This window comes from Pseudomonas sp. efr-133-TYG-5 (genome assembly GCF_030209175.1).
Classification (GTDB): Bacteria; Pseudomonadota; Gammaproteobacteria; order Pseudomonadales; family Pseudomonadaceae; genus Aquipseudomonas.
Genome location: NZ_JARVSM010000001.1, coordinates 1,941,754 through 1,962,917, shown reverse-complemented (window position 1 = coordinate 1,962,917; position 21,164 = coordinate 1,941,754). Strand labels below are relative to the sequence as shown.

19 protein-coding genes are annotated in these 21,164 nt (G+C 51.8%); 11 read left to right on the top strand and 8 right to left on the bottom strand.

The window, feature by feature from the left end; all coding sequences use genetic code 11:
• The first annotated feature begins 1 nt into the window (after position 1).
• The 4 genes from QRN70_RS08905 to QRN70_RS08890 all read left to right on the top strand — a co-directional run bounded on the left by QRN70_RS08905 (position 2) and on the right by QRN70_RS08890 (position 4,704).
• Positions 2–1,180, top strand: a complete 1,179-nt coding sequence (locus tag QRN70_RS08905; RefSeq protein WP_285417098.1) for a hypothetical protein — start codon at positions 2–4, stop codon at positions 1,178–1,180.
• Positions 1,177–1,863 (top strand): hypothetical protein, encoded by a 687-nt coding sequence (locus QRN70_RS08900; protein WP_285417097.1) that lies wholly within the window; start codon positions 1,177–1,179, stop codon positions 1,861–1,863. Before QRN70_RS08905 ends, QRN70_RS08900 begins: the two co-directional genes overlap by 4 nt.
• A gap of 373 nt (positions 1,864–2,236) precedes the next feature.
• The gene (locus tag QRN70_RS08895) at positions 2,237–3,367 is read left to right on the top strand and encodes a hypothetical protein (protein WP_285417096.1); all 1,131 of its coding nucleotides are present in this window, start codon (positions 2,237–2,239) and stop codon (positions 3,365–3,367) included.
• 245 nt (positions 3,368–3,612) lie between these two features.
• On the top strand, positions 3,613–4,704 hold the full coding sequence (locus tag QRN70_RS08890) for a putative endonuclease domain-containing protein (protein WP_285417095.1): 1,092 nt from the start codon (positions 3,613–3,615) through the stop codon (positions 4,702–4,704).
• A gap of 166 nt (positions 4,705–4,870) precedes the next feature.
• Here the strand turns inward: QRN70_RS08890 and QRN70_RS08885 are convergent, their stop codons facing one another.
• On the bottom strand, positions 4,871–5,719 hold the full coding sequence (locus QRN70_RS08885; RefSeq protein WP_285417094.1) for a hypothetical protein: 849 nt from the start codon (positions 5,717–5,719) through the stop codon (positions 4,871–4,873).
• 108 nt (positions 5,720–5,827) lie between these two features.
• Positions 5,828–6,283 (bottom strand): helix-turn-helix domain-containing protein, encoded by a 456-nt coding sequence (locus QRN70_RS08880; protein ID WP_126869853.1) that lies wholly within the window; start codon positions 6,281–6,283, stop codon positions 5,828–5,830.
• A 288-nt stretch (positions 6,284–6,571) separates the two neighbouring features.
• Between QRN70_RS08880 and QRN70_RS08875 the strand changes: the two genes are divergently transcribed.
• Positions 6,572–7,303, top strand: coding sequence for a metallophosphoesterase family protein (locus QRN70_RS08875; RefSeq protein WP_285417093.1), 732 nt, complete (start codon positions 6,572–6,574; stop codon positions 7,301–7,303).
• 473 nt (positions 7,304–7,776) lie between these two features.
• On the top strand, positions 7,777–8,274 hold the full coding sequence (locus QRN70_RS08865; protein WP_285417091.1) for a hypothetical protein: 498 nt from the start codon (positions 7,777–7,779) through the stop codon (positions 8,272–8,274).
• Positions 8,275–8,450: 176 nt separating this feature from the next.
• Here QRN70_RS08865 and QRN70_RS08860 read toward each other — a convergent pair whose 3' ends face one another.
• Together QRN70_RS08860 and QRN70_RS08855 are read right to left on the bottom strand one after the other, a co-directional pair.
• Positions 8,451–9,527 (bottom strand): hypothetical protein, encoded by a 1,077-nt coding sequence (locus QRN70_RS08860; protein ID WP_285417089.1) that lies wholly within the window; start codon positions 9,525–9,527, stop codon positions 8,451–8,453.
• A 342-nt stretch (positions 9,528–9,869) separates the two neighbouring features.
• Complete coding sequence (locus tag QRN70_RS08855; RefSeq protein WP_285417087.1) at positions 9,870–10,541, bottom strand: HAD family hydrolase; 672 nt, start codon at positions 10,539–10,541, stop codon at positions 9,870–9,872.
• Between the two features lie 357 nt (positions 10,542–10,898).
• Between QRN70_RS08855 and QRN70_RS08850 the strand changes: the two genes are divergently transcribed.
• Positions 10,899–13,046, top strand: coding sequence for an AAA family ATPase (locus QRN70_RS08850; protein WP_285417085.1), 2,148 nt, complete (start codon positions 10,899–10,901; stop codon positions 13,044–13,046).
• Positions 13,047–13,165: 119 nt separating this feature from the next.
• Positions 13,166–14,464: an FRG domain-containing protein gene (locus QRN70_RS08845; protein ID WP_123487358.1), complete on the top strand. Its 1,299-nt coding sequence runs from the start codon at positions 13,166–13,168 to the stop codon at positions 14,462–14,464.
• A gap of 323 nt (positions 14,465–14,787) precedes the next feature.
• On the opposite strand, the gene QRN70_RS08840 is transcribed toward QRN70_RS08845, so the two are convergent.
• Positions 14,788–15,855 (bottom strand): tyrosine-type recombinase/integrase, encoded by a 1,068-nt coding sequence (locus QRN70_RS08840; protein ID WP_285417084.1) that lies wholly within the window; start codon positions 15,853–15,855, stop codon positions 14,788–14,790.
• A 430-nt stretch (positions 15,856–16,285) separates the two neighbouring features.
• Between QRN70_RS08840 and QRN70_RS08835 the strand changes: the two genes are divergently transcribed.
• Positions 16,286–17,077, top strand: coding sequence for a hypothetical protein (locus tag QRN70_RS08835; protein WP_285417083.1), 792 nt, complete (start codon positions 16,286–16,288; stop codon positions 17,075–17,077).
• 83 nt (positions 17,078–17,160) lie between these two features.
• Here QRN70_RS08835 and QRN70_RS08830 read toward each other — a convergent pair whose 3' ends face one another.
• Both QRN70_RS08830 and QRN70_RS08825 read right to left on the bottom strand, forming a co-directional pair.
• Positions 17,161–18,063: a ribonuclease H1 domain-containing protein gene (locus tag QRN70_RS08830; protein ID WP_285417081.1), complete on the bottom strand. Its 903-nt coding sequence runs from the start codon at positions 18,061–18,063 to the stop codon at positions 17,161–17,163.
• Between the two features lie 64 nt (positions 18,064–18,127).
• Entirely contained in the window at positions 18,128–18,484 is a 357-nt protein-coding gene (locus tag QRN70_RS08825; protein WP_285417080.1) for an MbcA/ParS/Xre antitoxin family protein, read from the bottom strand.
• Between the two features lie 207 nt (positions 18,485–18,691).
• Between QRN70_RS08825 and QRN70_RS08820 the strand changes: the two genes are divergently transcribed.
• Positions 18,692–19,981 carry an RES family NAD+ phosphorylase gene (locus QRN70_RS08820; RefSeq protein ID WP_285417079.1) on the top strand — a complete coding sequence of 430 codons (1,290 nt, stop codon included), beginning with the start codon at positions 18,692–18,694 and terminating at the stop codon, positions 19,979–19,981.
• A gap of 117 nt (positions 19,982–20,098) precedes the next feature.
• Positions 20,099–20,329 (top strand): DUF2188 domain-containing protein, encoded by a 231-nt coding sequence (locus tag QRN70_RS08815; protein ID WP_123487351.1) that lies wholly within the window; start codon positions 20,099–20,101, stop codon positions 20,327–20,329.
• Positions 20,330–20,502: 173 nt separating this feature from the next.
• Here QRN70_RS08815 and QRN70_RS08810 read toward each other — a convergent pair whose 3' ends face one another.
• Positions 20,503–21,150, bottom strand: coding sequence for a TetR/AcrR family transcriptional regulator (locus tag QRN70_RS08810; RefSeq protein ID WP_285417077.1), 648 nt, complete (start codon positions 21,148–21,150; stop codon positions 20,503–20,505).
• Between the last annotated feature and the right edge of the window lie 14 nt (positions 21,151–21,164).

Genomic DNA, 21,164 nt, shown 5'->3' with positions numbered 1-21,164 from the left:
CATGAGAATGGGTAGCCTGTACTTCGCGTCCGACAAAGCGATCTATGACGCGCTCACGCAGCGAAGTCTGACGAGTGCTGAGCTCCGGAAGGTCTTCCTGTCCAGGGGAATCGTGATCTCCAACGAGTCAGACAAAAAATTCCTGGCCAATCGGTTCAGTGCCCTGTTCCATGACTACTACGACTATCGGAACCTGTCGCTCCTGGTAGGTGGTCGTGACAGTCGAGAGAAAACCACGAATGTAGTCGTTACCACGGCGGTTACAAAAGATCAGCTGACCGACGCGTTGACCTCCGTCAAAGAGTGGCTTGTGGATGACCAGCACGAGCAGGCTGAAGTAGCCATCCATGGCGATCAGCTCAAGCTCACCGTCAAATACCAGAAGCTTGATCTGAGCCAGGCTGAGTTCCGCCAGGTCGTCGAGAAGACGGCGGAGGTCATCCTTGAGAAGCAGGGCAGCGGCTGGAAAATCACTGGCCCAATGAACGAGAAATTCAAGGACATCACCGATCAATTGTATTCCCAGATCGAGATTGTCACTGACAAGGATGTGTCGACCCGCACCATCTCCCTTGAGGCAATCCCGGACGCCGGCATCAGGACAAGTTTCCTTCGCAGCTTGATCCGCAACCTCAAGGACATGGAGGTGGTCGATGTTGTCGACGTCTCCACATTCAACCCTAAAGATCGCGATGATGATGACCTGGATCTCAGTGATGAGGCGTTGGTGATCGAGGATGCAGTTGAGTTTGACTCAGGCGATGAGGACGAGGAAGGGGATGGTGGCGATCCGGAAGCCGAGCTGGCAAGGCCGCAGCCAGAAGCCAGGGTTCATAAGATTATCCGAATTGACAAGGCATCGCTGAAGGGCAAGGGTGTATTGGAGTCCAAGCAGCTCATGGAGCTGGAGGGCCACGGCTTCTACATGTGGAAGATTCGATGGACAGCCCGCGAAAAGCCCTTAGGTTCAGAGATCGTTCAGTTCGAGGCTCAATTTGGCAATCAGGCCAAGTACTGCGATTTTTCCTACATCGTCAAAGGTGTCTACAACTACAACAACGGAAAATACGCCAAGAACCCCGTACGCGCTGAGCCGGTGCTTGAGCAGAAGCTCAAGATCCGCTTGGAGGAAGCGGCGCAGAAGACCCTGGACGACATCGAAAGGAGCTTGACGGCATGAAGTCAAAGCGGCTGAAACTCTGGGTTCTGACCGCTCGTATTGACTTTCAGACCCTTGTTCATGGCCTTCGGCAGCAGCCGTTCAACGACGAGAATCGGCTCGGCGTCGAGATTCTTGCAATCCTGGATGGCAAGGCCACCTTTCGGTATCACGAGCAGCGGGATATCACGCAGTCGTTCACGAACCCTCTTGGTGAGACGGTTGAGTCGAGTTACTCAACGTTCATCAGTTTTGACATGGTATTCGAATCGCTGGGGTCGGATCGTTTTTCGATCTGCATGAGTTCGCCGCCCAAGGATCTGAAGCCGTTCGTTGAGCTTATCCGGGTCGCAGCCGGGACAACATTCGCCCTGGAGATCGTGAAGCCAGATATTTCGTCGGTCTACCAGCAGTTGAAGGCCGACAAGCGCCTCACGAGGGTCATGGCCAAGCGTATCGTGTCCGGCGCGGTCACCTTTGATATCGAAAGTAGCTACCGAGTGGATATCGCCTCGACCGGTAATGCGATGACGAAATTGCTGGAGATCACAGGTGGGCGCCCCGCGCCGATCGACAAGATCAAAATCGTCTACACATACGACTCAACGCCTGTGCAGATCGAGTTGTCGCGATCGGGGGCGGTTGCGATTTCGGTGGATGATGATGAACACCTGCAACTGCTGACGAGCCTCTTGATTCGCTAACCAGGCTGGGAGCGATTGAGGCGGGGAGGGTGGGCTGGTTCGCCTTGGAAACCTTCCTTGATCGCGCACGTAACTACATCTGCGGAGGATGGTAATACCTTCGCGATCACGTAGGACTCTACAAGCGTGTCCCGCATTCAGTTGATTCTGAATACGCCTAACGTCCCTGGGTTGTAAACCATTTTTTTGACCTGTAAGCCTTCTCAGTTAACGCATCAAAAAAATGGTTAACAAGCTTTGAGGTGTCGGCTTCCCAGCCACATGTCCACATGCCTGCGCGCCGGGTGCACGACGTCCGCTCAACCTTTTTGTTCTGATGGCCGGAGGCCACTGGTAGGATTGCCAGTACTCATCAAAACATGGTGTTAGAGTAGTGGCCAAGAGCGAAGGCAGGTGGTGGATCTGGGGTGCCTGGTTGACGATTGGGGTTGGTGTGGTCGGCTTCGGGATCGTGCTGTTTACGCTCTATGGCATCAACCTCGGGCCGATTTCACATGAGCACGCAGCTTGGTCAAGCTTCGGGTCATTGTTGAGTGGTTTCTTCATGGTGGCCTCTACGGGAGCTACGGTGGCCACGCTTCTCTTCCTAGCTCATCAGAACAAGCAGATCCAGAAGACAAATATTGAGCAGCAAAGGGTCACTAACGCGCAGCTTGCGGCGATGAATTTTGAGCAATATGTCAATCATCGGCGCTTCTTCATGGAGCGATTGAATGAGTTGCAGTCGATGTTCGGCAATACATTTGTATTTGAAAATAGAGACGCTCTATATAATAAAGTTTTCCCGAAAAATACACCGACCAATTTGGAGTTTAAAGCTGAGGTTTTGACAGATCCAGAATCCCAAAATTACCTCGGTGCATTGAATCTTCATTTATCCGTGTTAAGAGACTATGCCAAAAGTCCAGGAGGAACCGATGAAGATGGCCGGTGGCTAATGGGAAAGCTCATCAACCTGAGTGAAGCCTTAGACCTTCGTATGGTAAACGAGGTCGCAGAGGGAGATCTTGAATTTAAAGGGAAAAGAACGCCAGTAAATATCTATGGGGCTGACGAATTTTTTATGGTTGCCACAGCTATTTACGATTCGTTCATGTTTTACACCGGGAATGATAAAGCGGAGAGGCTGCTTTTTCCGATGGGGCGATCTGCAAATGACTCTCTGATGGAATATTTTTTGGGACGAGAAGAATTTCCAGAGATTGTTAAGGTTTTGAAACCTTTGCCCGGCTTGGAAATGTTGGAGCGAATTTATTTTGATCTCTGTGGAATCGAAACTGAACATTTCGGCTACCTAGAACCCCTTTATGCGCAGTTGATGGAAATATTTAGTAGTCCAACAGGTGTGCAAAAACTACGGAATAACGTCTACTTTGCCGATTTGCTCGAAACAGGCCGTAGATGCACCGCTAAAGCATTGGCTAGGTCGGAGAAGGGTGCAGATGATTATGATAAGCTCAAAGTGATATCTGAAGACCTTGATATTCTGATTGCACTGAAATAAAGAGTTAGTAGGGGTGATGCAAATTCGCCCCGCTTTTATGATTTTTGTATCTATGTCAAGCGCTGTCGCGTGAAAGGGGCAGCCAAAAATTTTCAAATTTATCAGGTGGCGCTGGTTGTGGGTAGTGTGTAAAGGTCTGGTAGATTTCTATTTCGATTGGGTTTAATGTTTCTGGCTATGTATAAAACGCGAGCCTTCATACTCATGATGCTCAGCTATCTTGGTTATTAGAATTCGGAGCTCACGTGCCTAACATCCAAGGTGATATTGAGAATCGGCCAAAAGAACTGTGGACACTGCCCAACTACAATCATTTGCCTGATGAGTCTTTTCAAATTGATTTGGCCAGCGCTGCTGGGAAATTTCTGGCTAATGATATCTTTGACTTAGACGGAGTTCAGCCCCTTGAATCGGTTATTTTCGACCTGTCGAAGCGGTTTTTCGAAGGTGCACCAGTGGTCGGTGTAAACCCATCGAAAGAGGCCATTGAGTATTACAGAAAGCGTGGTGACACATTCCAGATGGTTAATGTGGTCGTCTGCTGTCACTCATTCGAAAGACGTGATGGTAAGCTATTCGCACTGCCTTACCATGTTTCCCTTCGTCCAGCTATGAAAAAGGGTTCGCCACAGACAGTGGGTATTGACTGGATCGAAAATTTTGATTTAGAGAAGGTCTTGGACGGCAAGCCACACTACATGGGGTTTAATCCATTCTCGGATGCTTTTGGCCTCTACGCTATTGGGGCAGTCCCTGTTAACGAAACCATATGCTCCGATGTTATCGGCTTCGTTTACAATACCTATTTTGTCGCCTCCAAACATGTTCCGAGAGATGCAACAGATCCTGGTCTGTGCACTGAGTTGCTGGGAGAGACCAAAGGAGTTCTTGGAGACTACCAAAAGTACAGGTGCAAGAACTACTTCAAGAAGTTTACTGATTCAAAACCCTTTAAAATTTGGGGGTGCGATTCCCCCATTGAGCTTTTCCTTTTGCAGGCCATGAGTCAAATTGGTTTGCACCCGAAAATCCAGATGCATATCTATCCCGATGGAACGATTTTTCCATCTTTGCAGTCGATGTGGGAGGGTGGTGTTCGCACGAAGAAACTGGCGCAGACAATCACTGAAGCAGATTTTTTCTTTGAAAAGGAGGGGGTCGCAGTATTTTGTGACTCCAAAGCTCATCACACAACTCCTGCCCAGGTAGCAAAAGACAAAGCCGTGGACGAAAAGCTGGCAGCGGTTGGGATACGCTCATACAGGGTGGCAGGTACGGACATCGTAGACTCGCCATTCCGCTGCGCTGAGCTGCTCAAAGAGTTCTTGACTGCATGATACTCTGAGGCTGGGCAGTCCACCACAACACCCGTCATGTGACGGGTGTTTGAGAGAGAACTGCCATACCCCCTCGGCGGGCTGGACTGGCCTTCACCTACCATCAAGGCTGCAGCAGCCCATCGGCTTGCCCGGTAGGTTGGAGTCTACCTACTTCGACAGCACGCTACAGGTACTGCAGCGCAAGCAGGCGCAACCGCTCACGCCGCATGTACGTGTTGAAGAAATATTCGCTGTTGAACTCTATGGCCTTCGAGCAAACGATCGTCGACGTGCGAGTGGGGTTATGTATTTCTGCAACGACGAGATCGATTGAGTCATCCCCTACAGACGACTCCCCTAGTCGATGGTTATTGAAGTAGAAGCGCAGACTTGTGCCCTTGGTGTCTTTCTTGCGCACCACTTTACGATACTGCCCGACCTCGAATCCGACTGAGTTCTCAGTGATCTGCTCGGCAAGATAATTATCCACCTTCAATCCGTACATGTCCTGAGCTTCCGTCATGTAGGCAAAGCCGAATGGCAGGTTATACAGGTTGATCGCTTTGTACTGATGCCCCTGGTTAGCGCCGAAGTCTTTTAGCATGGCCTCCACCAGACCATCGCTATATGCAATACCTGTGGCCGTTTCCAAGATCTTGATCACCAGGTGAATATGGTTGATCAGGGCTTCTCGGATTTCGTCGTTGCCCACCTTGTTGGTGCGGCGAGTTTTACTGTCAAAGCGTTCCGGATTGTGGAATGGACAGCTTTCATAGGCTTGTGGATCGTGGTCGGCTAAGCCAGGAATAGAGCGTCCTGCATGCTTGGCATAGAGAATCTTGGCATCGGTCTTCGCGACATGACGATTTACCAAGAGAACTGGATTTACGCAGGCTGGGCAGAGAGCGTACGACTTAACCTCTTGCCCATTGTTCCACACATAGGGCTTGGTGCGGCTCGTTTTCTTATTGTAATTACTCTCAGTTAGCGCAATTGGCACCCTCGGTTTTTCCAAAATGCTAAAAACGTTCAAGTTCTTCCCTTACTTAGAATCTGAAGATTGATTGCCAGCTGGCCTTCTCTGTGACCAGCACCCTACCCCGGCGCCGAAGGGGTGGGCTAGAGCCTTGAGCACATTCAGCTAGTTTTCTGTGGTGGGCGAGCGATCCCACAGAAAACCGACCGTCGAGCGACTCATCCCAAGCTGCCTGGCAGTTTCAGCTTTGGTCAGCCCAGCATTTTTGCTCTCAAGCACTTGCTGGAGCTTCACAGGATCGGCTGGGCGCGCGGCGGGGCGCTTAACAATCTCTTTACCGGTCAACTGTGCTGCGATATCGCTCGGGCTGATCTTCGCTTCCAGCGCCTTCAGCTGGTCTGCTGCTTCTGTCAGCACGGTTGAGGTGGGCACGTTGTCTCGTGTCGCAATGACAAGGGAGAGCAAAGCAACCGGGCTCAGATTGAGGGCGGCGGCGAGCTCTGTGAACTTGTCGAGGGTAGGGGAGCTGACCGCGCTCTCGATCTTTGCGGCATAGGTGCGCGAGATGGCATGGCCTAGACCTTCCTGGGTCAGACCCAAGCTCCCTCGGACTGTCCGTATAACTGCTGCAAGCGCCGGCCTTATCAACGCAGATCCCCTTAAAACTGAGGATGTAGCCACGGCGCGCTGTACAGTTACACAGCATATAGTGTATAAAACCGATCATGCGCGTCGCTGTTGATTCCGTGTGGCGTCCAAGTCATGTATGGCTTGCGAGAGGTGTCATTAGCTTGGCCCCCATCCAAGCCTGTGCTTCCTTGGAAGACCGCGTGGGAGCGCCGTTCAATAAACCGTTAAATCGTCAGTTGCTTACGCTATGTCGTCGCAAACCCTATGGAGGGTGAAGGTTTGAAAGTCAGGATCTACTCAGACCTGCACCGTGAATTTCACCCCTGGAATCCCCCCGATCATTCAGGCGTTGACCTGGTGATACTGGCTGGAGACGTCGACAAGAAGACTCGCGGTGTCCAGTGGGCCAATGAGGCATTCGAATGCACCGTTGCATACATCCTGGGCAACCATGAGCTCTACGGCGGTCATCTCGATCGCACCCTGCAAAAAATGCGGGATGTGGCTGGGCCCAATGTGCATGTGTTGGAAAACGAGGTGCTAGAACTCGCCGGCGTCAGGGTTCTCGGCACGATGAGCTGGACAGATTTTTCGAGTACGGGCGACCAGGTTGCCGCTAGCAGCATGGCGAGAGAGTGGATGACAGATTTCAAACAGATCAGGACTGATAGTAACTATCGTCGCATCCGCCCCGATGATCTGGTCAGCCGAAATCAGCTGGCCAAGGCGTGGCTGACTGAACAATTGAATCAGTCCTATGAAGGCAAGACGGTGGTCGTGACCCACCATTGCCCGTCCTCGGTTGTGGCCGGAAATCAACATGAGGGGCATCTCAATGCCGCTTATACCAACGAGTGGGCAAGCCTGATCGAGAAAAGTGATGTATGGGTCTTCGGCCACACCCACCATGCTGTCGATGTAACACTTGCCGGCTGCCGATTGATTTCAAATCCGCGCGGTTATCCAAATGAGCCTACGGGTTTCGATCCGTTTTTTGAGATTGAGATCTGATGTCGAGTTCAGTGTTGAAGTATGAATTCAGGGCCAAAGAAGGTGCCTGGGCTCCTAATCAAACCGTTCCCACCGAGGTCGTACAGGCGCGAAATTTGGATTGGGGTGTGACTGTGGATGCCTACTTGGTCGGGGCGGCCAGGGTAGGAGATCGCTTTGCGGCAAGTGTTTTTCACGATTTGTCGGGCGTTAATGAAAATGCCATGACTGTAGTAACTCCCCCTCTGCAGGAGGTTGAGCGCAGGTGCGGATTCAAATTAATGCGAAGTGTAAGTGGTGCGGACTACTTTGTTATTGCCAGTGAACTGAGTGGCTCAATGCCTTAAGAGCAATCTATATGTGCGTGCTTGAGTTCGGCAAGCGCTGTTGACATTCTAGCAACTGCACAATGATCAGTTTTGAGAGTGTTTCCTTTTCCTGCTAAAAAGATGGTGGGGTAGGTGGCCTGTGTTCAAGTGAATTAAGGACGTTCCATGTCTGACCTCAAGAAAATCAAAATAGTAGTGAAGAACTATGATGTGCAGGGCTCGGGTGACCTGGATGCACTCTATAGCCGCGTTAGGCTAGAGGATGCGCAAGGTAATACGTTTTACTTCAAGCAGGTAGTAATGCCGAAATACTTGAGGCAACATGGCGCGATGGCAATGAATGTGCCACGTACTTGGTTTTACAAGCATGTTTCCAAGAAGTCAATTGTGGTTATCGCATTTGAGAATGCTAGCGGGAAGGTTGAATATGACCTTAGTGATCTGCAGTTGATCGCCAGGTCAACAGTTATTAAAGGTATTTTAATGACGATTGCAGCGATCCCAATGGGCGTTATCGCTGCGACGGCAACTTATGGGTTGGGGCTAATACTCATTCCTATGGGATTCTGGATCGGGTATCGTAATATCTTCAAGCTGCCTGCGATGCTTAGCCGGAAAAGAATTCTCAGTGACTTTTCTGTCCATGGTATTACAGTTCGCTAGTTTGTTTGGCTACAGGCTGATACCGCCACCTAGTAACGTGTGTCATGACTTTGTGAGTGGGTGTTCGTCGAACACCGCCCCCCGAGCCTTTATTTACGGCGCTTTTTCTGAAAGAAAATCTTAATAGAACGTGCCGAAGGAACGCCCGATTTACTCGGGCGTTCCTGTTTTGGCGCTTAGGCTTTTCCGCTAAGCAGTCTTGTAAGTTCCGCGCGAAGCACGGGATCCTTATTTTCAATGAGATCATCAGGAAGGCTTGTGGTGATATTTAAGATGCCATTCTCTGATTTTCCGTACGTCAATGAACTTAAAATACCACCAAAGCGAGCAAGAGGTGCATCTTTGGTAATGATTGCATAGCGCCCTGCAGGGTCTTTTTTCTGTAGGTTCAAAAACACTTCCATGATGGCGATGTCTAGACAGGCGTTGTAAGCTGACTTTTCCAAATACGGATCAGTGATCTTGAGTACGCCTAGGCCTGGTGAGTCCTTCTTCGGGGCAGATACGCCAATCAGCGCTAGAATTGTCACGATATCCGTTTTCAAATCATACTTTTCTGCTATCGCTGCAATGTTCTTCCAGCGCTCTAACACCTTGTCAGTAGCGATGCAGGGTTTTACGTGAGGCGCTACCTCGATGAGAAAGGCCATCCGGTTTTCAATGCTTGGTCGCATGTGATCCATCAGCCGCCAAGCGTAATCCTCGACGGGTTCGTGATACTGCGTAATACGAACACCAGGCGCCGCCTGCTTAAGCTTTTCTCTGGCCTCTTTAACCTGGCTTGCAATTTCTTCTTTTGAAGGAAATTGCTGCGTGTTAGCTTCCATCGCATATGGAAGTAGATCGATGCTAAGATTGAAGTGCCTTAAATCATCGAACCATCCAGCGAGGCTTTTTTTCTTCGCTAGATTATTTTCGAAGTAATTGCCTATCCGGCTTATGAAGTTTCGATCGGCAAATATAAAGCTATTCAGCATTCCGAAACTAGGTGGTAACCACCCTCCCTTCACCAAGCAGTATGACTGAAGCAGGTCGGGAATCTGGCTGGTTACTTTGATTTCAGTAATGTGGCCGTCTTCCAAAACGCTAAGATCTGTGAATAGGATCTCGATAGATTGGTTATTTCTGTAACGATTTAAGTCATCAAGGCTAAGCGGCTGGATCGTCCAGCGAGTGAGCGTAACAGGCCCATGATCACTTGAGTTTATTCGAAGGTTTCCATTTTCCAGAACACCCATCTCACCAATAGACATGATTCCATCCTTAGTATGCACATCGAAAATTATTGATATCGCAAATTGCTTCCCTGGGGAAAGGTCATCGCGGCGCCAATCATGCCTCAATCAGAGCACGATGAATCAATACCACACAGGTTGGCGTGTTTTCTACCTGAAAGGTCACCGACTCCCCATTCGGTGAAATGAGCTTTGGGGTAGGACTGGCACAGCTTGCCGATGCGCACGTTCAGGAACATACCGAGAGTGGCGCGCTTGAAGAGGTACTGAGGGAATGGTCGGAAACCTTTCCTGGCTTGCACGTGTATTACCCAAAAGTTCGGCAGCAGACCGCCGTTTTTAAGGTGGTTCTGAATGCGCTCAGGAGCGATGAAGTGCCGGTCTGACAGGGGAAACGATGGGGCAGGACGCCTTCAAAACTGCGTCGGCAAACTCATCGAGGTTGGCGAAATCTTTACCCCCATTGCGGTTCAGCAGAAATCCTCGAATGCCCACGGCCATAGGGCCGTCACGGTCACACTTTTCTGAATCGCCAATCATCAGTACATCGCTTTCTCCACACGCATCGCTTGTCTTTGTTCCCAAGAGTTCGCAGGTAGCTCGATACAGGAATGGCTGGGGTTTCAGGGCTCCAACAGCGAAGCTGAAACCATAGGCATCCATCGTTGGGTACAAGCGCCGGACAGGCGCTGCATATGGGGCTGCTAGATTGGAGGCGATGGCGATCTTGATGCCCGCAGCCTGTAATCTCTCGACTGCTCGAATCCCATCTTCGAAGGCTTCGATACTGTCCAGTTCTGCTTCAAGAGCACCTTGAATCTCGGCCATGCGATCTGCAGGGATCTTGATCCCGAATTGCTTTGCCGCATCGGTCAGGCTCAGAGCACGAGCCATGATGTGGTGAAGGTCATCTGGTCGCGGCTTGCGGCCCTGGCGGATGCCCTCCTTGAGAATTTGACGATAAGGGTGAGTGGCTTTGGGGATGCAGACAAGCGTGCCGAACGCATCGAAGAGGACAAATTTGACGGTCATCTGAGCGCCTTGATCAACGTGGGGCGACTGCCCGTGAGGTCAGAAATGATATCTTGGATCAGGATTGTATGGGCTTGGCTGAGCCGTTTCGTTGAAGCCATGCTGGGGCTGCTAGTTGTCCCCTCAGCCCTTCAGGTAGCTGCCTGGTCAAAGGCAAACTGTTGAAAGCCATGCGCCTGGCTGGCATCAGCGGAGACGTCGGCAAACTGTGGGTTGAACAGGTCAGGATCGACGTGTCGTCGAGGCGAAGGTTGACTGGGGGCAAACGCCTAAACAGGCCTCGAAAGCAGTCTTTCCTCTTAGGCACGACGGTAATAGGATACCGAGTAGTGGCCTTCAGCAGCTAAGGACAGCATCGTGATCAAGAATTTGATATTGCGCGGCGTTTCGAGCTACTCCCCAGAGCAAAACTCCCATATCGGCCCACTCACGAAAGTGAACATGTTTTATGGGCACAATGGAACGGGTAAGACCACGATCGGCAATTATCTTCAAGATCCTTCTGACCTGCTGTACCACCAGTGCAAGACCCAGCCTGTCTCGGCGGAACGTGAAGTGATGGTCTACAACCACACGTTCATGGAGACCAATTTTCACGCGAGCTCACAGCCCGGCATCTTCACGCTCAATGAAGGAAATATTGAGGCCGAGAAAAAGCTGCTCGCGGCTGAAGAAGCACTCAAAAAGCTAATGGTCGAACACCAGGCCGAGGTGGCAGCGGGCAATGGATTCGGAGAGTCCCAAAAATCCAATAAAGCGGATTTGCTTGATCAGCTATGGGCCCTCAAAAGACCGTTCGATACCGGGCCTCTGCGGTACTGCTTCACTTCTCTCAACACAAAGGAACGGCTTGGGGAAAAGCTACGCACCCTGTCTCTTGTGCCGTCGCCGGATGATTTCTCAGCGTTGGCGGCGGAGGCGGAACAGCTGCAATCAGCCAGTGATGCTGAGCTGCCTGGTATACCCATAATCCGGTTTGCGGAAGCGGACGTTGAAGCCAGCTCTCTGCTATCGGAGGCCATTGCCGGCTCCGGTGACTCCTATCTTTCCGCCTTGATCACCGACCTGGGGAACTCCGATTGGGTAAAGCGAGGGTTGCAGTACCCGCAGCGGGAAGAGTGCCCGTTTTGTCAGCAAACTCTACCTTCTGGATTTTACGAAGAAATCCAGAAGGTGTTCGACAAGACGTATGAACAGCGCATCACCCAATTGAAAGCCCTGAAAACGCGGTACGAAGGCGGGGTCACTCGCTTGAGAACCCAGCTCAAGCGTCCCGAATACGACGCGTCTGAGTATCAACTGCTGATTACGAAACTCGATGCTCTGCTTTCGCAGAATACGCAAAAGCTGGATGCCAAAGTGGCCAGTCCTTCAATGGTAGTGGCACTAGAGCCTACCGGGTTGATCATTGATGATCTCACCGACTTGATTGCGGAAGGTCAAAGGAAAATCGATGCTTTCAATCTCAAGGTGAAAGACAAGAAAAACCACTTGGAAAAAATCAAGACACGCTTCTGGATCTGCTTTAGATCCAGTTGCGATGGTGCAATCGCATCGGCCAAGAAGGTGCACGAAGAGCTTGGGTTCAAGAAGGAAGCGAAACGCAAGCTGGCGGATGAGATCCGTCTCAAATCACAAGCTCACCAAGATGTCATCGCCGAGAGTAAAGCCAAGATCACGAATATTGACCAATCCATTGGCAGCATTAACTCGTCACTTACTGCATTGGGCCTGAACGGCTTTGTAGTGGTCAGGGAGGAGGGGGAGTTGCCGCGCTACCGTCTGCAGCGGCCTGATCAGCAGGCTGGGGTATTCAAGACGCTCAGCGAGGGTGAGAAGACCCTGATTTCATTCCTGTACTTCCTTGAAGTGTGTAATGGCGAGCTCGACGATAAAGGTGGCAAGCTCAAAAGTGAGCGGATCATTGTCATTGACGATCCTATCTCAAGCCTCTCTCACAACTATATTTACGACATCGCCACAATGATCCATAGGCGAGTGCTGAGCCCCAAGGAACGCTTCAAGCAAGTATTTATCCTGACGCATAATTTGTTCTTCTTTCATGAAATGCTGAAGCACCTCCGGAAATCCGACGAATACTCGTTGTTCCGGATCACCAAGGCAGCTCACAGCATGATCACACCGATGAAGGCCAGTGACGTACAGAATGACTATCAATCATTTTGGCAGGCCATTAAGGATGCTCAAGCAGGTCGCACTTCTCCTAGCGTTATTCCAAACATGATGCGAAACATTCTGGAGTACTACTTCAACTTCGTACATCGGCAGGATGAGCTCCAGGAAGCACTTATGGCACTGTCTGACGAGGATGCAGAATTCAAAGCCCTCTATCGATACGTGAACCGCGAGTCTCATTCCGATGCAGTCAATTTGACTGATTTTGGTGAGGTTGTGCCATCGCATTACGTGGATCGATTCAGGGAGGTTTTTGTTAGGACTGGTTTTGAAGAGCACTATGAAAAGATGATGGGGGAGCATGCTTGAATCGGCTGGTGATGTGAATTCCGGTCGTAATAGTGAAGGCTCAGTATTGGCGATTGCAAGCAGGTTTATTCCGTAGCCTGTTATATTGGCATTAACCAAGGAAGGAGGGGGTAAGGGTTATGTATAATTTTCTAGTGACGTCTCGTGAGGGGGCATGGGAAAGCGGCTATGAGTATGATAAGAGCCGCTTTCTGGAGTACACGAACGATGATATTGCTGCAAGTTTCAAAGAGCTCAAAGAGCCACAGCTTAAAGCACTGATGGAGCTCCCTTGCCTGTTTGCTTACGAGGGCACGCATCACGCTATGAGAGTGGGGAAGCTTGAGATAAAGCTTCGTAGCAACGGTAGAGTTTTGTTTGCTCGACCAATCATGGATGATCAAATTGCACCCATTGAGTTTGAGCAGATCAAACCTCTTCAAGCCGCTCTTGATATTCGCGATTGGGAGATCAATCGTACGCACTGGGCAGTCAAGGACGAAGACCTTTTTGCCATTCTTCATCACGCAGGTCTTTTGCCGGAAGGGACGGTTGGCTCGAAAGTCACCAAGGAAGATCTTCCTGCCGCCTCGCCACCAGAAACTCAAGCTGACAGCGTCGGTGCCTTCATTGAACATGTTTTTCGACTAAACCATGGCCGTCGCGAGGTCTTTTATCGAGGGCACTCGAACAGCAAAAAGTATCGCTTGGAGCCCTCGATTTTTCGCAGGGATCAAGATGGCAACTTCGTATACCGAGATGCTGAAGATAGGATGTATCGGGAACTTCTGGTTTCCAACTCCCTGGATTTCAGTGGCGATATCTATACCTTGGATCGCCTGGTACGGATGCAGCATTATTCGCTGCCGACACGATTACTCGATATTACATCGAACCCATTGATCGGGTTATACTTTTGCTGTAAGAGCCACTTAGATGATGCTGGAGAGGTCATCGTGCTCTCCATGGATCCTGGTTATATAAAATACTTCGATTCTGATACGGCTAGTTGTATTGCTAACCTGTCTCGTTTGTCGAAAGGTGTTAGGGACTCAATCACATTCGATTCTGAAGACGTAGATGGTTTTAACGATCAGCGGGCATTGAAGCAGTTACTTCATTTTATCAAGGAAGAAAAGCCATTTTTTGAACCCCGCTTAGAACCTGGGCATCTTCGCTCTGTGTTGTGCGTCAAAGGAAAGCACACCAATAGCAGAATCTCATTTCAGTCGGGAGCTTTCCTTCTGTTCGGTGATGAAGCGGTGCTGGATGAGGAAGGTACTTCCGATATCACGCTTCACCGCATAGCGGTAACGAACAAGAGAAGTATTTTGAAAGAACTAGATCGGTTGAATATAAATGAAAGTACCGTGTTTCCCTATATAGAGAGCTCGGCGAAGTACATTGCTCAGAAATTTGCCTTTCAAGCCAGTGAGTGACTGCTCGCCACCATATGCTCGGTCAGGAATATAAGGTAACTCAAGACGGTGTGATTCACCTTTGATCGCTAGTGTTTTGTCTCTTAAATACGTTCTCTTTTGGCGAGTGGCTTTGGTGTTCGGCCAAGGCGCCGCGACAAGTCATAGCAGGGCTATGGCGAGGAGTGGCAACGCTGGCCGGGCAGCAAAGACGCCGCCAAGAGTGAACCGCTTATTTCCGAGGCCGGACACTAGGTCTCTACCTTGCGAGTTAAGGCGGAGAGCCTGTGTAGAAGGCCACGGGAAAGGCTTGGCTACCTACCGTTGCACGTAGCCAGCCTTATTTAGGTACGACGCTTCTTGGTTTTCAAGGCCGCATGAGCGCCTGTCGTAGTGAGTGAAACGTAGTGTTCGGCCATGGAACTGGAGGAGTGACCCAACTGATCGGCGATTCGCTTGGCAAGCTGTTGCGGTGGGGTGGACGCTACTAGCTGTGCCATAGCTGCCCGTCTCAAGGTGCTTGGCGTGAGTGTTGAGCGGGGGAGTTGAGCTTCTCGTTCCCACGACTGAAAAATCCGAAGCAGTTGCGATGTCGACATGAGTTGCTTTCGGTCATCACTCGGGAAGAGATAGTCATCGGCAGAGAGATTTTCCTCCCTGATGTACTTCTCGATTACTGCTGTGTTTGCAAGAGGTAGCGGTGGTTTAGCTTTCGTGATCTCAATGGATATCCCTTTGCTCGAAGACATTTGGGTTTCCAAGCTGACAACCTGGGAAACCTTGGCACCAAGGATGACGTGCCCCCGAAGCCCTGTCTCCAGCAATGTAAAAAGGCTCCGGTCGCGAAGGCTTCCTGAGTTTTCGACGATCCGCTTGATCGAATCACTGTGAGTGAAGACATCCAGTCCCAACGAAATGGCCTGGAGCTTCGATGGCTTGTGCGTTATAGGTGGACACGTGTAGCGCGGGACTTCTGACTCTGGGGCGGAGGTGTTCACGGGACAGATTTTAGTCTGGTCTAAATCAGGCATTGGGATCTTGGTCACCACCTCGCCTCGTGAGGAAGCCCCCTTGAACGTGCTAAGCGCTTTCAACGCGAGCCTCTCGACAAAAGGGTCAAGCACACTGCGCGGTACTGACGTGTCGTTGGCCAAGGCCAATACCGAAAACATCTCAGCCGCGAGCTGGGTGTGTGTAGCACTCAGGGCAGGCGTTTCTGCATCCCGAGGCCAGATGACGGACTCTTTCATGAGATCGTGGTAATTGGCATACCCTAGTCCCTTGGACAAGGTCTCTCGGGCAAAAGAGAGCTGGACGGGTGATTGGCCTGGCCATCGTTTCTGGATGAGTTTGGCGAGTCTTTTGAAGGCGGCTTGGGGGAGCAGATCTTCGGGATAGACCGGAACGCGCATGGCAATTCTCCAATGTCACGGTGTCGGCTGCCCGCTGACAATTGTCGAAGTGCGTGCGAAAGAAGTGGAGAAACACCTGAGGCGCAAAGGCTCTGCATGCCGACCGCTCGATCCAGGAAGACCGTGGTCAATACGGTAGCATCGCTCCTGCTGCTGATCAACACTCAGGGACTTGCCAGTTGGACAGGCTTGACCATGAGGCGGATTTTTCGACTGCCCTGATGGAAGTCATCGTACAGGGAGCAACGGGGAAACTGTCCTGGGTCACGAGCTATGCTTCACAGGGCGGGTACTGCTGATATTGATCGCGGAATTATATTCCTATTGACTTCAGCATCTCTATTGCTTGAGCCGGTTCGCTTAGATGGATTGGCAGATTAAAGGTATCAGCGTCGCAGGTTGAAGACTCTTAACGAACAAGGAATGATCTATGTGGGAAAAGCATCCTGATACTTGTGCAGTGGTTGTTGATCCAGCTAATGAGAAGTTATACGAATTTCGTAAGTCAATGCTCATTAATCAGATAACTCGCGATGCTGATAGAATTGCTAAAAGTTTTGATGCGCTACACAGTGCCGACCTTGAGAAAATGAGTGCACTTTTTGCCCACTGCTCCGCTATCTGGGCTTCGGGAATGTTCAGGGCCGAACGCGACGAAGACAAGCTTCGCATGGCGTGCGCGGAGCTCCTCTCCAACGCCCTGAACTCCATGGTTGGCGCGGCCTACATGCTTCGAGGTGGCTTCGTTTTGCAGCCTGGGCCGGTCGTGCGCTCAGCCATTGAAACCATGGCTGTAGCCCTCCATCTTATGCAGTTTCCGGAAGACTTTAAGAAATACCAAGAGCACAAATTCGAGTCTCCGCGCGCCGTTTCTAGTGCCAAACGCGTCTTCCCTCCATTCGGCCATATCTACGGTTTATTGAGTCGAGAATTCACCCATATCGGAACTTTGCATAAGCAATTCACACCCATTCGTGAATATGTCGGTACTGAGGAATCGTTGCAGTTAAATATTCAACTCCTGACTGGAGGTTTATGGTTGTGCTACGTATCCTGCGAACTAGTGTTTTTGGACTGCGTAGCTCAACCAAGATATTGGCGTGAACTGCCTGAACAAGTTGAAGGTAAGACTGCTTATTCTTACGAGCCCAGCGACGAGGAGCGAACTTGGATGGCGGACTTCCTGGGCTTGGATAATCCGGTCTTCAGAGGAGATGCCTGAGACGCATCAGGTGCGCTTCTTCACATGCGCTCGGATGCCGGTGCTACCGGGGGCGGTGGATCTCGCCGCTTGGTTGCACTCGGTTAGGGGAGGCGGTCGATCGCGGCGCCGTAGTCAAAATCCACGGTTGATCCCGACATGAGGACTGCTTCGAGCTGATACTTGGATTCGTCCTTGACGATGCGAAATTCGCTCACTTCCCCTGCCTGGCGGGTGAGTTTCCAGATCAACCTGAGCTTCTCAGTGGCCATGCGCAGCTGTATCGCGCCTTGGGAAGACTTGGCCAGGAAGGCATTGAGCTTGCTCTTTAGCTCAAACCTGGAGTCGTATTGGTAAGGGCCGAGGGTGAAGGGGCCGTCTCCGATGATTCGATCAAGCTCGACTCTGGGCTTCATGTGCGGTGCCTGGATTTGGCGATGCTCCCTCGTGCGGTTCCAAACCGTGATACCCCTGGCGGTACAGTGCTCGATCCAGCGTGTCTCGGCCTCCAATGAGGCCTCTTTGGATTCGCAGGTTTCCACGACTTTGAATGCCGGGGTCATCCCGTCATCGAGTATCTGGGCGATCTTCGCTGCCGCGCGCTTGCAGTCGTGATTGGCTTTCCTAAGATGGCCTCGTTGCCGGCCTTCGAAGTCGCCTGTCTGCCCCACGTAGAAGGGCTCCTCCGTCACGGGATCAATGATCAGATAGACGACATAGTCCTTGGCAACCACGCCGTCCAAGGGCGGCTGTTGAGGCTGTTGCGGAGTGACGGTCGGCTGTTGCGCGGACGCTTGCGTGTTGAAGTGGAGAACCGGTGAGTGGTTCGAGCCTGGCGTGGGGGTGTTCTGGCGGTACCACTCTTCAGCGAGCTCAAGCGTTGCGAACGACTGGTGTTTCGCTTCCGGAAAGCGGTCAATGGACAAGCGAGCCCCACCTTCCCAGCTATTGAAAATCCCTAGTTTCCGTCCGTGGACGACAGCGTAGAATTTGGGTTTCTTGGCCATCCCGTGCAACCTCCCTGAATGGCTTAATTGGCCTGCGGCTTGATCTGCCTATCTCGTAATGCTTTCAGGCACCGAACCCATGCTCAATGCGCGCAAGAAGCGTCAAGGCGTCGTCGACGGGGACATCCCTCGGCCGTTTCGCTCCCAACGCTCGCGAGGGCTTCGATAGCCAGTCCACCGCACTCTTTTCGTCGCCGAACAACGCCATGGCTGCATCAAGCACACGCGGGTCAATCGCTTCCGACGACTCAGTGCTGTCCTTGCTTGGGTTCATCGCGTCACTGATCGCCTCTGCGAGCGTTTCCAAGGCCTCTCTGAGGCGAGCATTTTCTCGGAAATCATCAGAGCCTGGCTGGTGCTCTTCGCAATGGTGCAACAGGGCTTGCGCGTCATTATGGTTGAGGTCGAACTTGATCAGCATGTCCATTCCTTGAGTGGGCTCAATGTCCGGGTATGGCAGCGTCCGGATTGGGTATCCGACAGCGCACTAGAGGCACACATCTCCGATGTGGAGGCCAGCGTTATTCCAAAGCAATTTGGGCCCTGAGCCGTCTGGGATGGTATGCCAATCGCGGCGCTTCAGCCATCATGCTCTTCTTGATGAACAGGCTCAGGTACTGCCAGCACCATGCGAAAGGAAAATGTGAAGGACGGCGAGGCTCTCAAGATGGTGTGTTATCAATGCGTGCACGACCCCTTTCTAGGGCGGCAGATCCAGCGCACTGGGGCTTCCTCTCAGTGCAGCCTTTGCGACTCGAAACGCAAGTGCGTGCCACTCGCTGAGATCGTCTCTCGTGTCACCGAAATCCTTGGTACCTACATCACAGAAGGTGATCATGTTTGGCGTTGGAGCGGTGGTCGGATTGATCATCAAGAAGGCGAGAGCATCGAACATTGGGTGAGCGAAATCTTTGGCTGCGACAACATCGAGCCGATCGTGGCTGCAGTGTGCCGGCGCCTGACTTCATACAGTGACGACATTCAGTACACCAGGCAACGTTTCAGCTTGGATGACATCGGCCACCAATGGTGCGAGTTCCAGGAAGGCATGAAGCATGGAATCCGCTTCTTCAACGACAGCGCCAAGACGTTTCTGGACTGGATCTTCAAAGATCTGGACAAGTACTCAGCCTCATCTGATGAGCATGCTGTGGTGCGATTGCTCACACCTGAAGGTTCTCCAGCGATCTACCGCGCCCGAACCTGCATGAGTTCAGAAAGCGTCTCCGAGATCACATCTGATCCTGCACGTAATCTCGGTGCGCCTCCCAAGGAGCGAGCAGGTGAAGGCAGGATGAACCCGGCAGGTGTCCCTACCTTCTACGGAGCCTTCGAGCGCAAGACCTGTGTCGCCGAGCTCCGGCCCCCGGTCGGCGGCACTGTGGTCAGTGGAGAGTTCAGGTTGGTCAGGGAGGTCAAGGTGTTGGATTTCGGACGCTTCGAAAAAGCTGACCTCGGGCCTATGCCAAGCTTCTTTGACTCCAAATACCATTCAAAGGTGGGCCGTCGAGATTTCCTGAGGTACCTGCATGACGCAATCACGGTGCATGTGCTTCCTGGAGCAGAGCGCGACTATCTGACCACTCAAGTCATCGCTGAGTACCTCGCGACCCACTGCAAGCCCCGAATTGACGGTGTGATCTTCAAGTCGGTGCAGGAAAGCGACGGTAGCAACATCGTCTTGTTCTCGCACGTTGCCTGCGCTGCCACCGCATTGATTGGAAGGATTCAGAACGGCTTTATGATCAGAGGCCCCAAGGCATCCGAGGGGCCTTGTATCGAGTATGTCAGTGACAGCCTCGTCCACCACGGGATTCAGCAGGTGAAGTACTACACGGATGATCAGGCGCTGCCAGTGCAACCCGCGCATCCGTTGCCCATGAGAAACGAAGGGCTGCTGGTGAACGAAGACTTCTGAACATTTTTTGGGGTTTTGTCATATATAGTGTGCGTCGCCGGTCATTAAGCGCTACATGTTGTGTTTTTGAGTCAAGCTGCTAACTTCACAGATACCCCTAATTGAGCGAGGTGTCTCATGGCAGGCAAAGGCAAGAACCAACACGTGGTGAAGCGTGACGATGGCTGGGCAGTCCGGGGCGAAGGCAACTCCAAGGACACATCTCACCATCGGACTCAACAGGAAGCCGCCGATGCGGCGCGGGCGATCGCGCAGAACCAAAAGAGCGAAGTGCTGATTCACGGAAGGGATAACAAGATCAGGGAGCGGGACTCGTACGGTAATGATCCGCATCCGCCTAAGGGGTAACTTAACCTTCGGTCTGTGGTTTCGGTTGGAAAAGCTGCGGGGCAGGGCTCTAGGAGGAGCCTTCTCACGCCATCCCTAGAGAAGCAATCAGATCCGATACGGTCGTTCTAACGCTCGTGGCATGGTGTTTTTCCTGCAGGCAGGGAATGATCTTCTGCCTGGCCTGCAGGATCTCAGCGCCGGAGCGATCGCAGGAAGGCGTCGACGGTGCGTTCTACGATCTGCTCGATCTCCTCTCGGGCGAGCGGGTCGCTGTTGGCTTTGATCTGTTTCAGGAGAACCCCGCCATCGAGCATCTCCATAAAGTAGCGGGCGTCAGTCTCAGGCACTTGAACTGACAGAATGCCTCGTCGTGCCAGTTCGGCGAGATAGTCGCTGATGACAGCCATAGCTGGCCCTTGAATAACCTCGTCAAAGCGGTGGGCAAGCAAGGGGAACCGTCGACTTTCCATGAAGACCATGCGCAGGAAGTCGGCGGCAGTAGGCCCAGACCAGAAGCACGCAAACTCGATAGCAATCTGCATCAGTCCATTCCTGGGGTCTGCCAGTGCGCGATCATCGGTCGGCACGTGCATAACCGGGAACGCCTTCCACATCCGTTCCGCCACCGCCACGAACAGTGACTCCTTGCCCTCGGGGAAGCGGTTGTACAGCGTCTGGCGGGTCACAGCTGCAGCTTTGGCAATCTCCTCCATGCTGGCCCCTTCGTACCCATGCTCGATGAACATTCTGCCCGCAGCCGCAAGAATTCTGACAGGGCGTGATGCGCTTTCGCCTGGATTGAGCAAGTCGTCGACGGGGGAGGAAGTGGCCACATTCATTTCGGATACCTGTG

Bases quoted from the DNA above. Each gene is read 5' to 3' on its own strand.
- QRN70_RS08905 (WP_285417098.1), top strand. From the start codon at position 2: ATGAGAATGGGTAGCCTGTACTTCGCGTCCGACAAAGCGATCTATGAC.
- QRN70_RS08900 (WP_285417097.1), top strand. From the start codon at position 1,177: ATGAAGTCAAAGCGGCTGAAACTCTGGGTTCTGACCGCTCGTATTGAC.
- QRN70_RS08865 (WP_285417091.1), top strand. From the start codon at position 7,777: ATGTCTGACCTCAAGAAAATCAAAATAGTAGTGAAGAACTATGATGTG.
- QRN70_RS08860 (WP_285417089.1), bottom strand. From the start codon at position 9,527: ATGTCTATTGGTGAGATGGGTGTTCTGGAAAATGGAAACCTTCGAATA.
- QRN70_RS08855 (WP_285417087.1), bottom strand. From the start codon at position 10,541: ATGACCGTCAAATTTGTCCTCTTCGATGCGTTCGGCACGCTTGTCTGC.
- QRN70_RS08845 (WP_123487358.1), top strand. From the start codon at position 13,166: ATGTATAATTTTCTAGTGACGTCTCGTGAGGGGGCATGGGAAAGCGGC.
- QRN70_RS08840 (WP_285417084.1), bottom strand. From the start codon at position 15,855: ATGCGCGTTCCGGTCTATCCCGAAGATCTGCTCCCCCAAGCCGCCTTC.
- QRN70_RS08835 (WP_285417083.1), top strand. From the start codon at position 16,286: ATGTGGGAAAAGCATCCTGATACTTGTGCAGTGGTTGTTGATCCAGCT.
- QRN70_RS08830 (WP_285417081.1), bottom strand. From the start codon at position 18,063: ATGGCCAAGAAACCCAAATTCTACGCTGTCGTCCACGGACGGAAACTA.
- QRN70_RS08825 (WP_285417080.1), bottom strand. From the start codon at position 18,484: ATGCTGATCAAGTTCGACCTCAACCATAATGACGCGCAAGCCCTGTTG.
- QRN70_RS08820 (WP_285417079.1), top strand. From the start codon at position 18,692: ATGCGAAAGGAAAATGTGAAGGACGGCGAGGCTCTCAAGATGGTGTGT.
- QRN70_RS08815 (WP_123487351.1), top strand. From the start codon at position 20,099: ATGGCAGGCAAAGGCAAGAACCAACACGTGGTGAAGCGTGACGATGGC.
- QRN70_RS08810 (WP_285417077.1), bottom strand. From the start codon at position 21,150: ATGAATGTGGCCACTTCCTCCCCCGTCGACGACTTGCTCAATCCAGGC.